The sequence below is a fragment of the Arthrobacter sp. Y3221160 genome (genome assembly GCF_059092585.1).
The window spans coordinates 466,353-479,680 of the sequence record NZ_JBNHHU010000001.1; the positions used below are offsets into that span (position 1 = coordinate 466,353).

The window sequence follows — 13,328 nt, forward strand, 5'->3', positions numbered from 1 at the left end:
CAGAACGGCACCACCGCGGCTGAGGGCCGCTGCCCGGCGCAGGAGGTGTGGACCGGGCAGCCGATTGCCGGCCGCACGAGGCCCCGCCTGGTCGGCTTGCTGCTCAAGCCGAGAGGCCCGCCAAACCGGCCAGGGTGCGGTCCGCGGCGGCGCGCAAGCCGGCGGTGTCCGGGCCGGCCTGGAGGATGTCCCGGCTGGAGGTGGCCAGGACGTTCCCGACGGCGGAGCCGAAGGCCGCCGCGATGTCCGCCCCGGTGGCACCCTGGGCGCCCAGCCCTGGGGCCAGCAAGGGCCCGTTGACCGCGGCGAGGTCCAGCCCGAGCCGTTCCATCACCTCGGCCCGGACCGTGGCGCCGACCACCAGGCCCACGGAGCCCAGCTCACCGGAGCGGCCGGCCTCGGCGTTGTCCGCCGCGGCCGCTTCCGCGATCCGGGCGGCCACGGATTCGGTGCCGCCGACGTGCTGCACGCTGGCGCCCTCCGGGTTGGAGGTCAGCGCGAGCACGAACACCCCGCGGCCGGTTGCCGACGCCAGGTCCAGCGCCGGCCGCAGCGATTCGTACCCAAGGTAGGGGCTGAGCGTCACGGCGTCGGCCGCCAGCGCAGAGCCGTCGCGCAGCCACGCGTCCGCGTAGGCGGCCATGGTGGAGCCGATGTCGCCGCGCTTGGCGTCGGCGATGGTCAGGGCACCGGCCTGGGCCGCGGCCGCCAGCAGCTTCTCCAGCACCGCCATGCCGGCCGAACCGTGCCGTTCGTACAGGGCCACCTGGGGCTTGAGGGCGGCAGCCTGCTCCCCCACCGCGTCCAACACGGTGAGGGAAAAGCGTTCCAGCCCTCCGGCGTCGTCGTTCAGTCCCCAGGCGGAGAGCAGCGACGGGTGCGGGTCGATCCCCACGCACAGCGGCCCGCGGGCCTCCATCGCCGCCCGCAGCCGCTGCCCGAAGGCGGCGCGCTGCGGCCGGGCGTGCGGCTCAGGCATGGAAGGCGGCCTTCAGGTTCTCCGCGTGCTCCTGCAGGCTGGTGACGTCCCACTCGTACTGGCGCATCGCTTCGATGGCCTGGATGGCGGCGCCGAACTCGGACACCGTGGTGATGATCGGCGTGCCCACCGACGTCGCCGCCGCGCGGATCTCGTAGCCGTCGCCGCGGGCCTGGCCGCCGGAGGGGGTGTTGAGCACGAGCCCGATCTGGCCTTCGGTGATCAGGTCGACGATGGTGCCCTCGCCGTCGTCGGACCGTCCCTCGGCGACCTTCCGCACCGTGGTGGACTGGATGCCGTTGCGGCGCAGCACCTCGGCCGTGCCGCCGGTGGAGAGGATCTCGAAGCCCAGGTCCACCAGTAGCTTGACCGGCATGATGATGGAGCGCTTGTCGCGGTTGGCCACCGAGACGAATACCTTGCCGGACGTGGGCAGGGCGCTGCCGGCCGCGGCCTGGCTCTTGGCGAACGCGGTGTCGAAGTACTTGTCGATGCCCATGACCTCGCCGGTGGAGCGCATTTCCGGGCCGAGCAGCGAGTCGACCACGGTGCCCTCCGGCGTGCGGAAGCGGCTGAACGGGAGCACCGCTTCCTTCACCGCCACCGGTGCCTCCAGCGGCAGCCGGGAACCGTCGCCGGTCTCGGGCAGCACCTTGTAGACGCTGCGCAGCATGTCGATGTCCACGCCGGTACCGATCAGCGCCGCGGCCTTGGCCAGCTGCACGCCGGTGGCCTTGGACACGAACGGGACGGTGCGGGAAGCGCGCGGGTTGGCCTCGATCACGTAGAGCACGTCGGCGGCCAGGGCGAACTGGATGTTGATCAGGCCGCGCACCCCCACGCCCTCGGCGATGGCGGCGGTGGCCTTGCGCACCCGGTCCAGCACGTCGGCGCCCAGGGTGATCGGCGGCAGCACGCAGGCGGAGTCGCCGGAGTGGATCCCGGCCTCCTCGATGTGTTCCATGATGCCGCCGACGTAGAGGTCCTTGCCGTCGTAGAGGGCGTCGACGTCGATCTCGATGGCGTCTTCCAGGAAGCGGTCCACCAGCACCGGATGGTCCGGCGTGATCTCGGTGGCGTTGGCGATGTAGCGCGACAGGTTGGCCTCGTCGTAGACGATCTCCATGCCGCGCCCGCCCAGCACGTACGACGGGCGGACCAGCACGGGGTAGCCGATCTCGTCGGCGATCTTCTTCGCTTCCTCGAAGGAAACCGCCGTGCCGTTCTTCGGGGCTACCAGCCCGGCCGAATCCAGCACCCGCTGGAAGGCGCCGCGGTGCTCGGCCAGGTCGATGGCCTCCGGCGAGGTGCCCAGGATCGGGATGCCGGCGTCCGCCAGTGCCTGCGCCAGCTTCAGCGGGGTCTGGCCGCCCAGCTGCACGAACACGCCGAGCACGCCGCCGGTGCGCTCCTCCGCCGCGATGACCTCCAGCACGTCCTCGAGCGTGAGCGGCTCGAAGTACAGGCGGTTGGAGATGTCGTAGTCGGTGGAGACGGTCTCCGGGTTGCAGTTGATCATGACCGTCTCGTGCCCGGCCTTGCGCAGCGCCATGGTGGCATGGACGCAGGAGTAGTCGAACTCGATGCCCTGGCCGATCCGGTTGGGGCCGGAACCGAGGATGATCACCGACGGCTTCGCGTGCAGCTCGACCTCGTCCTCCTCGTCGTAGGACGAGTAGTGGTACGGAGTGTAGGCGGCGAATTCGGCGGCGCAGGTGTCCACCGTCTTGAACACCGGACGGATGCCCAGCGCGTGACGGACCCCGCGGACCACTGCCTCGCTGGTGTGGCTGAGCTTGCCGATTTGTTCATCCGAGAAGCCGTGCCGCTTGGCCAGCCGCAGGATGTCCTCGGTCAGTGCCGGCGCCCGGCGGATTTCGGTGGCCACTTCGTTGATCAGCTGCAGCTGGTCCAGGAACCACGGGTCGATCGACGTGGCTTCGAAGACCTGCTCGACGGTGGCACCGCCGAGCAGCGCCCGCTGCACCATCGAGAGCCGCTCGGTGGACCCGACCCTGGACCTGGCCAGCAGTTCGGGCACGTCGTAGTCGTTGACCGGGTCGAACTCGAGCTGCGACCCCTTCTGCTCCAGCGACCGCAGCGCCTTCTGCAGCGCCTCGGTGAAGTTGCGGCCGATGGCCATCGCCTCGCCGACAGACTTCATGGTGGTGGTCAGCGTCGGGTCGGCGGCCGGGAACTTCTCGAACGCGAAACGCGGAACCTTGACGACGACGTAGTCCAGCGTCGGTTCGAAGGCGGCCGGGGTCTGCTGGGTGATGTCGTTGGGGATCTCGTCCAGCGTGTATCCGAGCGACAGCTTGGTGGCGATCTTGGCGATCGCGAAACCGGTGGCCTTGGAGGCCAGCGCGGAGGACCGGGAGACGCGCGGGTTCATCTCGATCACGACGACGCGGCCGGTGTCCGGTTCGATGGCGAACTGGATGTTGCAGCCGCCGGTGTCGACGCCGACTTCGCGGATCACCGCGATGGAGATGTCGCGCAGCTTCTGGAACTCGCGGTCGGTCAGCGTCATGGCGGGGGCGACCGTGATGGAGTCGCCGGTGTGCACGCCCACCGGATCGAAGTTCTCGATCGAGCACACCACGACGACGTTGTCGTTCTTGTCGCGCATCATCTCGAGCTCGTATTCCTTCCAGCCCAGGATGCTCTCTTCGAGCAGCACCTCGCTGGTGGGGCTGTATTGGATGCCGGCCCCGGCGATCCGGCGCAGGTCGTCCGCGTTGTAGGCCATCCCGGAGCCGAGGCCGCCCATGGTGAAGGACGGGCGCACCACCATCGGGTAGCCCAGTTCCTCGGCCGCGGCGAAGGCCTCGTCCATCGAGTGCACGATCACGGACTTGGCGGACTCGGCGCCGCAGCGCTCCACCACGCCCTTGAACTTCTCCCGGTCTTCGCCGAGTTCGATGGCGGCGATGTTGGCGCCGATCAGCTCCACGTTGTACTTGTCCAGCACGCCGTTCTTGTCCAGCGCGATCGCGGTGTTCAGGGCGGTCTGGCCGCCCAGCGTGGGCAGCACGGCGTCCGGGCGCTCCTTGGCGATGATCTTTTCGACCACCTCCGGTGTGATCGGCTCCACGTAGGTGGCGTCGGCGAACTCGGGGTCCGTCATGATCGTGGCGGGATTGGAGTTGACCAGGATGACCCGCAGGCCCTCCTCCTTCAGCACCCGCAGCGCCTGCGTGCCGGAATAGTCGAACTCGGCCGCCTGTCCGATCACGATGGGACCGGAACCGATGACCAGGACGGACTTCAGATCTTCTCTCTTGGGCATTACTTGCTTTCCTTCATGGTCTCGGAAGCGGTCCCGGTCTGGTTACGGCGGGAGTTCATCAGGTCGGTGAAGCGGTCGAACAGGGGCGCCGCATCGTGCGGTCCGGCGGCCGCCTCCGGGTGGTACTGGACGGAGAAGGCGGGGATGTCCAGGCAGTTCAGGCCCTCGACGACGTCGTCGTTGAGGCAGACGTGGCTGACTTCGACCCGGCCGAAGCGCTCCTCCGGGGCCAGAGTGGGCCCGTCCAGCGGGGCGTCGACGGCGAAGCCGTGGTTCTGCGAGGTGATTTCGACCTTTCCGGTGCTCCGGTCCATGACCGGCACGTTGATGCCGCGGTGGCCGTAGCGCAGCTTGTAGGTGCCGAAGCCCAGGGCGCGGCCCAGGATCTGGTTGCCGAAGCAAATGCCGAAGAACGGCAGGCCGGCGTCGAGCACCTTGCGCAGCAGCAGCACCTGGCGGTCGGCCGTGGCGGGGTCGCCGGGCCCGTTGGACATGAACATGCCGTCGGGCGCGACGGCCTGGATGTCGTCGAAACTGGCGGTGGCGGGCAGCACGTGCACCCGGATCCCGCGCTCGGCGAAACGGACGGGGGTCATGGCCTTGATGCCCAGGTCGAGGGCGGCGACGGTGAACCGCGGCTCCCCGTCCCAGCCGTGGTCGGCCGGGTCTACGGTGTAGGCCTCGGTGACGCTGACCTCTTCGGCGAGCCGGGCGCCTTCCATCGCCGGCTGCGCGGTGACCTCGGCCAGCAGCTCCGCGGCGGGGCGGGCGGCCGCGTCACCGGAGAAAATGCCGGCCTTCATGGCGCCGCGTTCGCGCAGGTGGCGGGTCAGGGCGCGGGTGTCCACTCCCTGGATGCCCACGATGCCCTGGTTGACCAGTTCGTCGTCCAGGCTGCGCTCGGAGCGCCAGTTGGAGGGACGGCGAGCGGGGTCGCGGACCACGTACCCGGCCACCCAGATCTTGCGGGACTCCGCGTCGTCGTCGTTCACGCCGGTGTTGCCGATGTGCGGTGCGGTCTGCACCACCAGCTGGCGGGCGTAGGACGGATCGGTGATGGTCTCCTGGTAGCCGGTCATGCCGGTGGAAAAGACCGCCTCGCCCAGCGCGGTGCCCTGCGCGCCGTAGCTGCGGCCGCGGAAGGTCCGGCCGTCTTCGAGCACCAGCAGCGCCGGTGCGGAGAGGTAAGTTGTTTCTGCGCTCACGATAGGTCCTAGTCTTCCTGTACGGCGGGTAGGTATGTCTGCAGCTGCGCCAGCAGCGGGTGTTTGTCGGCGGCCTGCCGGGTGCGGAAGGCCGTGTCGACCTCGCGCTCCCCCAGCTTCCACGTGATCACGGCCAGGCCCTCGGACTCCACGAACTTGCCCACCATGCCGCTCTCGGTGCGGACGTCGGAGATGCTTTCGGCCGGAATGTAGAGGTCCGTGGAGCCGGGCCGCTCGATCAGCACGCCGTGCGGATAGGTCCGCAGCGCCGCCTTGGTCCGGATGCCGAGGCCGTGGACGGCGACCCGGTCCAGCCAGTCCCCCGCCGTCGTCGTGACCACGTACATGCCCTCGTAGTAGCCGGTCGGGTTGGCGGTGTCCGCCGGGACCTGCGGGAGCGGTGCGATGTCCCGCTGCCGTTTGAGCCGGTTCCGCCAGCCGACGGCCAGCAGCACCATGAGCACGACGGCGACGGCGAGCATCACCAGGCCCGCTTGCATCTGGTTCATCTCAGGCCTCCCCTGCCGGGCGTGCCGGCGTGTTCAGGGCGCGGTCCAGCACCGTCGGGTGTCCGTTGAGGAAGGTGGCGACCACGCGGCCGGGCAGCTCCCGGCCGGCGAACGGCGAGTTCCTGCCCTTGGTGGCCATGGCGGCGGGGTCCACCGTCCAGCGGGCCGCCGGGTCCACCAGGGTGATGTTGGCGGCCGATCCGGCGGCCAGCGGCTGGCCCTGGCCGGACAGCCGGCCGATCCGGGCCGGCATGGCGGAGGTAATCCGGGCGAAGTCGGCCCAGCCGATCAGGCCGGATTCGACCATGGTGTGCTGCACGACGGACAGCGCGGTTTCCAGCCCGGTCATGCCCATGGCCGCCTGCGCCCACTCGCACTCCTTCGCCTCCGAGGGGTGCGGCGCGTGGTCGGTGCCGATGACGTCGATGGTGCCGTCGGCCAGGCCGGCGCGCAGCGCCTGCACGTCCTCGTCGGTGCGCAGCGGCGGGTTGACCTTGTAGACCGGGTCGTAGCTGCGGACCAGTTCGTCGGTAAGCCACAGGTGGTGCGGCGTGACCTCGGCGGTGACCTTGATCCCGCGGGCCTTGGCCCAGCGGATGAGCTCCACCGATCCGGCCGTGGAGACGTGGCAGACGTGCAGGCGGGAGTCCACGTGCTGGGCCAGCAGCACGTCGCGGGCGATGATGCTCTCTTCCGCGACGGCCGGCCAACCGGTCATGCCCAGCACCGCCGAGACGGTTCCCTCGTTCATCTGCGCCCCGTCGGTCAGCCGCGGCTCCTGGGCGTGCTGCGCGATCACGCCGTCGAACGCCTTGACGTACTCCAGCGCGCGGCGCATCAGCACCGGGTCGGACACGCAGATCCCGTCGTCGGAAAAGACCCGGACCCGGGCCCGGGAGTCGGCCATTGCGCCGAGCTCGGCGAGCCGTTCGCCGGCCAGGCCCACGGTCACGGCGCCCACCGGGCGGACATCGGCCCAGCCGGCGGTCCGGCCCAGCGTGTATACCTGCTCGACCACGCCGGCGGTGTCGGCGACCGGCGTCGAATTGGCCATCGCGTGCACGGCCGTGAAGCCGCCGAGGGCCGCGGCCCGGGTGCCGGTCTCCACCGTCTCCGCGTCCTCGCGGCCCGGCTCGCGCAGGTGTGTGTGCAGGTCCACCATGCCCGGCAGCGCGATCAGCCCGTCGGCATCGATGTCGACGGCGCCGGCCGCGCTCAGGCCGGTGCCCGCCTCCGCGATTCTCCCGCCGCGGAGCAGCAGGTCGGCACGCTCGCCGCCGGTCAGCGAAGCCCCGCGGATCAGGTAGGTGGTTTCGCTGGACTCGGTCACTTGGCCTCCTGGGTGGCGGTGGGAGCGGGGGCGGCGGATTCGGTGCCGCCGGAGAGCAACAGGTAGAGCGCGGCCATCCGCACGGCAACACCGTTGCGTACCTGGTCCAGCACGGTGGACCGCGGCGAGTCGGCGGCCGCCGAGGAAATTTCCAGACCGCGGTTCATCGGGCCGGGGTGCATGATGATGGTGCCGGCGCGGCCGGAGGCGTCCAGCGCCGCCAGGCGGCGGTCGTCGAATCCCCAGCGGCGCGAATACTCCTGGGTGGACGGGAAGTAGGCGGCGTTCATCCGCTCCCCCTGCACGCGCAGCATCATGACGGCGTCGGTGCCCTCGGCCAGCGTGGCGTCCAGGTCGTAGCTGATCGTGCACGGCCACTGGCGGCTGCCCACCGGCAGCAGCGTCGGCGGGGCGACCATGGTGACCTCGGCGCCGAGGGTGCGCAGCAGCCACAGGTTGGAGCGGGCCACCCGGGAGTGCAGGATGTCCCCGACGATGGCCACCTTCATGCCGGCGAGGTCGCTCCCGGCCGAGGCGGTGCCCGTGAGCCTGGCCCAGGTGCGCCGCAGCGTGAACGCGTCCAGCAGCGCCTGGGTGGGGTGTTCGTGGGTGCCGTCGCCGGCGTTCACCACGGCGGCGTCGATCCAGCCCGAGCCGGCCAGCCGCGCCGGTGCCCCGGAGGCCCAGTGCCGGATCACGACGGCGTCCGCGCCCATTGCCTCCAGTGTCTGGGCGGTGTCCTTGAGCGATTCGCCCTTGGAGACCGAGGATCCCTTGGCCGCGAAGTTGATGACGTCGGCCGAGAGCCGCTTGGCGGCGGCCTCGAAGGAAATGCGGGTGCGGGTGGAGTCTTCGAAGAAGAGGTTGACCACGGTGCGGCCGCGCAGCACGGGCAGTTTCTTGACCTCGCGCTGGGAGACCGCGGACATCTCCTCGGCAGTGTCGAGGATCTGCACCGCGTCCTGCTTGGCCAGGTCCGCGGTGGAGAGCAGGTGTTTCATGCGCTGACGTCCTCGATCACTACTTCGTCGGCCGCCGGTGCGCCGTTGTTGGTGTCGGTCTCGGCCAGCCGGACCCGGACCTTCTCCTTGGAGGAGGTGGGAAGGTTCTTGCCGACGTGGTCGGCGCGGATCGGCAGCTCGCGGTGCCCGCGGTCCACCAGCACGGCCAGCCGCACGATCCGTGGCCGGCCCAGATCCACCAGGGCGTCCAGGGCGGCGCGGATGGTGCGCCCGGAATAGAGCACGTCGTCGACCAGCACCACGACCTTGTCGTCGATCCCCTCGGCCGGCAGCTGGGTGGGCAGCGGCGAACGCGTAGGATGCCGGCGCAGGTCGTCGCGGAACATGGTCACGTCGAGCTGGCCGATGATTTTGTCGGCGGCGACGGAGGGGTCGGCGGCGGCGATCTTGGCGGCCAGCCGCCGGGCCAGCGGGTAACCGCGGCGCGGGATGCCCAGCAGGACCAGGTCCTGGGAGCCTTTGTTCGCCTCGAGGATCTCGTGGGCGATACGGGTCAATGCGCGGTTGATGTCCGCTTCGGCAAGTACAACGCGCGACGATGCCGGCTGCGCCGGGTGGTCCGTGTTCATCTGTTGCCGCCTCCTTCCCCGCCTCACTGGACGGAATTTAAAGGTTGCTTGCGCCCTCAAAATTACCATGCCCGCCTCCGCTCCTGCCGTTCGTGACGGCTGTGCGACGGCGATGCGCGGACGATGTGCGCAAGCTCACCTGCGCGGTGCGGAGGTGCCGAACGCGGCGACGGCGGGTGCCCGGGAATGCGGGCACCCGCCGTCGCGCGTGGGGATGGTGGCTGCGGGCCGGGTCAGGCCAGGAGCGTGGGCTTGAGCTGCTGCAGCCGGCCCAGCAATCCGTTGACAAAGGACGGCGACTCGTCGGTCGAGAGCGTCTTGGCCAGCTCGACGGCCTCGCTGACGGCGACGCCGTCGGGGACGTCGTCGTTGTAGAGCAGTTCCCAGGAGCCGACCCGCAGGATGATCCGGTCCACCGCGGGCATCCGTTCCAGCGTCCAGCCCTGGGCGTAGGTGGCCAGGAACTCGTCGATGGTGGGCTGCAGGGCGGCGACCCCCTCCACGATCTGGGCGGTGTAGGGGTTGATCACCTGGTCGGTGTTGCCGCGACCGGCCAGCGCATCGGCCGGGGACACGCCGCGCTGTTCGGCTTCAAAGAGGACGTCGACGGCCCTGCGGCGGGCTTTGCCGCGGGCAGAAGTGGGAGCACTCACTAGTCGTTGACTCGTCCCAGGTAGTCGCCGGTGCGGGTGTCGACCTTGACCTTGGTGCCGGTCTCCAGGAACAGCGGAACCTGGATCTGGTAGCCGGTCTCCACGGTGGCGGGCTTGGTGCCGCCGGTGGAACGGTCGCCCTGCAGGCCGGGCTCGGTGTAGGTGATCTCCATGACCACGGAGGCGGGCAGCTCGATGTAGAGCGGGATGCCGTCGTGCATGGCGATGTTGACCTTGATGTTTTCCAGCAGGAAGTTCTCGTCGTCGCCGACCACCGGGCCGGGGACGGTGACCTGGTCGTAGTCCTGCACGTCCATGAAGACGAAGTCGTCGCCGTCCTTGTACAGGTAGGTGTAATCGCGGCGGTCAACCGTGGCGGTCTCGATCTTCAGGCCGGCGTTGAACGTCTTGTCCTGGATCTTGCCGCTGACGACATTCTTGATCTTGGTGCGCACGAACGCGCCGCCCTTGCCCGGCTTCACGTGCTGGAACTCAATGACGTTCCACAGCTGGCCGTCCAGCTTCAGCACGGTGCCGTTCTTGATGTCGTTGGTCGTGGCCACAGTTTCACTTTCGTCGATGATGGCGGGCCGCGGGCGGAAAGTCCGCCCGGCCCGGAGCGAAGTCCAGCAGACATTCTACCTGCTGGCGGGTTGCCGCCCGAAGACGGGGCCTGCGGACGGGCTGGCCGCGCCTTGGCCCGGAGCGGCCTTGGCGGCCGGCAACGCCAGCCGCTGCCGCTGACAGGGTGGGCGGTTGAGTCCCACGTTTGGCCCTAACTGCCCACGTCTTGGCAGCGTGAAGGGCCCTGACGTGCGGCGATGTCCGGGCCCGCCTGCCAAACGTGGGAGCGAACCCAAGGCGCGCCGGACCCCGGCACCACCTCCGGCGCCGGCGTCGGAACTACTCGGCGATCTCCTGGTAGGCGGCGAACAGCAGCGAGGTGTCCGGCACCTCCAGGATCCCGGGCTTGGCGAGGCCGTCGAGCACCACGAACCGCAGCAGGTCGCCGCGGGCCTTCTTGTCCCGCTTCATCCCGTCCAGCAGCGCGGCCCAGCGGTCGCGGCGGTAGGTCACGGGCAGTCCGAGCGACGTCAGGATCGCCTGGTGCCGGTCGGCGGTGGCGTCGTCCAGCCGGCCGACCATCCGGGACAGCTCGGCGGCAAAGGCCAGGCCGATCGAGACGGCCGCGCCGTGGCGCATCTGGTAGCGCTCCGCCAGCTCGATCGCGTGGCCGAGGGTGTGCCCGTAATTCAGGAACTCCCGGCGGCCCGACTCGCGCAGGTCGGAGGAGACGATCCCGGCCTTGACCCGGATGGACCGCTCGATGATCTCGCGCAGCTGCGGCGTGCCGGCGGTGCTGGCGGCCTTGGGGTCCGCCTCGACCACCTCCAGGATGGCCGGGTCGGCGATGAAGCCGCACTTGACCGCTTCGGCCAGGCCGGTGACCAGTTCGTTGGGCGGCAGTGTCTGCAGCGCGTCCAGGTCGGCCAGCACCGCGGCCGGCGGGTGGAACGCACCGACCAGGTTCTTGCCCTCGGCGGTGTTGATGCCGGTCTTGCCGCCCACCGCGGCGTCCACCATGCCCAGCAGGCTGGTGGGGATGTGCACCACCTTGACGCCGCGCAGCCAGGTGGCGGCCACGAAGCCGGCCACGTCGGTGACCGCGCCGCCGCCCACGGCCACGATGGCGTCCGAGCGGGTGAAGTCGTTCTGTCCCAGCACCTGCCAGCAGAACGAGGCCACCTGGATGTGCTTGCCCTCCTCGGCGTCCGGAATTTCGGCGGTCAGCGCCTCCAGCCCGTTGGCGGCCAGGTCCTCGCGCACGGCGTCGCCGGTGGCACGCAGCGCGCGCGGGTGGATCACCAGGACCTTGCGGACCCGCTCCCCCAGCACCTGCGGCAGGCGGCCCAGCAGCGCGTGGCCGACGACGACGTCGTACGCCTCCTGGGGCGTGTTCCCGGTGACCGGGATGGTGGTTGCCTCGGCGGTGTTGCTCACTGTTCGTGCCTTTCATCAAGCAGTTGTCTCAGTTCGGCCAGCAGTTGCTGCTGTGATTTGCCGCGGGTGTCCAGCACCAGGTCCGCCAGCCGCTCGTAGACCGGCCGGCGTTGTCCAAAGGTCTCGATCCAGCGGCCCACGGGGTCGCCGGCCAGCAGCGGCCGGCCGGTGTCCTTGATGATGCGCGGCCGCACGGTATCCACGTCGATGTCCAGGAAAACCACGGTGCAGTCGGCCAGCAGTTGCTGGGTGCCGGTGTCCAGGATGGCGCCGCCGCCCAGCGAGACCACGGCGGGCGGCCGGCCGGCGGCGAGCAGTGCGGCCACTTCGCGGGCCTCGAGCTCGCGGAAGGCGTGCTCGCCCATGGATGCGAAGATCGCGGTGATCGGACCGTGGCGTTCGACGAGCCGCTTGTCGCTGTCGGCGAAGGCGAGGCCGTGCCGGCTGGCGAACTGGCTGCCCAGTGTCGACTTGCCGGACGCCATCGGGCCGATCAGGACCAGGTGGCGCCGCAGCTTGAGCGGCTGCCCGGCTGCCATTAGCGGCCGATCGAATCCAGCGACTCCGGGATCGCCGCCAGGTAGGACCGGAGGTTGCGTGCCGTCTCGCTCACGGAGTCGCCGCCGAACTTCTCGGTCACGGCCTCGGCGAGTACCAGGGCCACCATCGCTTCTGCGACGACGCCGGATGCCGGCACCGCGCAGACGTCCGAACGCTGGTGGTGGGCCTTGGCGGGCTCTCCGGTGGTGACGTCGATGGTGGACAGCGCGCGGGGCACCGTGGCGATCGGTTTCATGGCCGCCCGGACGCGCAGGGTCTCCCCGATGCTCATGCCGCCCTCGATGCCGCCGGCCCGGTTGCTGGCCCGCACGATGGTGCCGTCTTCGTCGCGGACGATCTCGTCATGGGCTTCCGATCCGCGGCGGGCGGCGGTGAGGAAGCCGTCGCCGACCTCCACGCCCTTGATGGCCTGAATTCCCATCAAGGCGGCGGCCAGGCGGGCGTCCAGCCGTCGGTCCCAGTGCACGTAGCTGCCCAGTCCCGGCGGCAGGCCGTAGGCCAGAACCTCGACCACGCCGCCGAGGGTTTCGCCGTCCTTGTGCGCCTGGTCCACTTCCAGCACCATGGCCTCGGACGTCTCGGCGTCGAAGCAGCGCAGCGGATCTTCGTCCAGTGCCAGGACATCGCCCGGCCCCGGAAGCGGACAGCCTTCGGGTACGGAGACCCGGCCGACCGCGGTGGTGTGGCTGACCAGCCGGATGCCCAGCGCGGCGAGGAATTTCGCGGCCACGGTACCCAGGGCCACGCGGGCCGCGGTCTCGCGGGCGCTGGCCCGTTCCAGCACGGGGCGGGCTTCGTCGAAGCCGTACTTCTGCATGCCGGTGAAGTCGGCGTGGCCCGGCCGGGGCCGGGTGAGCGGGGCGTTGCGCGCCAGGTCCGCCAGGGCCGCCGGATCCACCGGGTCGGCGGACATGACGGTTTCCCACTTGGGCCATTCGGTGTTGGCAACCTCGATGGCCACCGGGCCGCCCTGGGTCAGGCCGTGGCGGACGCCGCCCACCAGGGTGACCTGGTCCTTTTCGAACTTCATCCGGGCGCCGCGGCCGTAGCCGAGACGCCGCCGGGCCAGGGCATCCTGGACCTCGGCCGCGGTCAGTTCGACGCCGGCAGGGACGCCTTCAATAATGCCTACCAGGGCCGGACCATGGGATTCACCGGCGGTTAACCAACGCAACATGGTTTCAATACTGCCATGCATCGGCGGGCT

At 70.1% G+C, this 13,328-nt stretch carries 12 protein-coding genes; all 12 read right to left on the reverse strand.

Annotation, left to right across the window (positions count from 1 at the left end; genetic code table 11):
* Nucleotides 1–103 precede the first annotated feature (103 nt).
* The gene (gene pyrF, locus AC5RWG_RS02175) at nucleotides 104–979 is read right to left on the reverse strand and encodes an orotidine-5'-phosphate decarboxylase (protein WP_494166336.1); all 876 of its coding nucleotides are present in this window, start codon (nucleotides 977–979) and stop codon (nucleotides 104–106) included.
* Nucleotides 972–4,271, reverse strand: a complete 3,300-nt coding sequence (carB, locus tag AC5RWG_RS02180; RefSeq protein WP_494166337.1) for a carbamoyl-phosphate synthase large subunit — start codon at nucleotides 4,269–4,271, stop codon at nucleotides 972–974. Before carB ends, pyrF begins: the two co-directional genes overlap by 8 nt.
* A complete protein-coding gene (carA, locus tag AC5RWG_RS02185) occupies nucleotides 4,271–5,476 on the reverse strand; it encodes a glutamine-hydrolyzing carbamoyl-phosphate synthase small subunit (protein WP_494025954.1) in 1,206 nt (401 codons plus the stop codon). Before carA ends, carB begins: the two co-directional genes overlap by 1 nt.
* An 8-nt stretch (nucleotides 5,477–5,484) precedes the next feature.
* Nucleotides 5,485–5,985 (reverse strand): PH-like domain-containing protein, encoded by a 501-nt coding sequence (locus AC5RWG_RS02190; RefSeq protein ID WP_494166338.1) that lies wholly within the window; start codon nucleotides 5,983–5,985, stop codon nucleotides 5,485–5,487.
* A gap of 1 nt (nucleotide 5,986) precedes the next feature.
* Complete coding sequence (locus tag AC5RWG_RS02195; RefSeq protein WP_494166339.1) at nucleotides 5,987–7,315, reverse strand: dihydroorotase; 1,329 nt, start codon at nucleotides 7,313–7,315, stop codon at nucleotides 5,987–5,989.
* Nucleotides 7,312–8,316 carry an aspartate carbamoyltransferase catalytic subunit gene (locus tag AC5RWG_RS02200; protein ID WP_493999802.1) on the reverse strand — a complete coding sequence of 335 codons (1,005 nt, stop codon included), beginning with the start codon at nucleotides 8,314–8,316 and terminating at the stop codon, nucleotides 7,312–7,314. Before AC5RWG_RS02200 ends, AC5RWG_RS02195 begins: the two co-directional genes overlap by 4 nt.
* Nucleotides 8,313–8,906 (reverse strand): bifunctional pyr operon transcriptional regulator/uracil phosphoribosyltransferase PyrR, encoded by a 594-nt coding sequence (gene pyrR, locus AC5RWG_RS02205; protein WP_493999803.1) that lies wholly within the window; start codon nucleotides 8,904–8,906, stop codon nucleotides 8,313–8,315. The genes AC5RWG_RS02200 and pyrR overlap by 4 nt, the downstream gene beginning before the upstream one ends.
* A gap of 233 nt (nucleotides 8,907–9,139) precedes the next feature.
* Complete coding sequence (gene nusB / locus AC5RWG_RS02210; RefSeq protein ID WP_493999804.1) at nucleotides 9,140–9,559, reverse strand: transcription antitermination factor NusB; 420 nt, start codon at nucleotides 9,557–9,559, stop codon at nucleotides 9,140–9,142.
* Nucleotides 9,559–10,122: an elongation factor P gene (gene efp / locus AC5RWG_RS02215; RefSeq protein ID WP_493977527.1), complete on the reverse strand. Its 564-nt coding sequence runs from the start codon at nucleotides 10,120–10,122 to the stop codon at nucleotides 9,559–9,561. The genes nusB and efp overlap by 1 nt, the downstream gene beginning before the upstream one ends.
* A 340-nt stretch (nucleotides 10,123–10,462) precedes the next feature.
* Complete coding sequence (aroB, locus tag AC5RWG_RS02220; protein ID WP_494139205.1) at nucleotides 10,463–11,560, reverse strand: 3-dehydroquinate synthase; 1,098 nt, start codon at nucleotides 11,558–11,560, stop codon at nucleotides 10,463–10,465.
* Nucleotides 11,557–12,099: a shikimate kinase gene (locus tag AC5RWG_RS02225; RefSeq protein ID WP_493999806.1), complete on the reverse strand. Its 543-nt coding sequence runs from the start codon at nucleotides 12,097–12,099 to the stop codon at nucleotides 11,557–11,559. The genes aroB and AC5RWG_RS02225 overlap by 4 nt, the downstream gene beginning before the upstream one ends.
* Nucleotides 12,099–13,298, reverse strand: coding sequence for a chorismate synthase (gene aroC, locus AC5RWG_RS02230; RefSeq protein WP_493999807.1), 1,200 nt, complete (start codon nucleotides 13,296–13,298; stop codon nucleotides 12,099–12,101). The genes AC5RWG_RS02225 and aroC overlap by 1 nt, the downstream gene beginning before the upstream one ends.
* Nucleotides 13,299–13,328 lie beyond the last annotated feature (30 nt).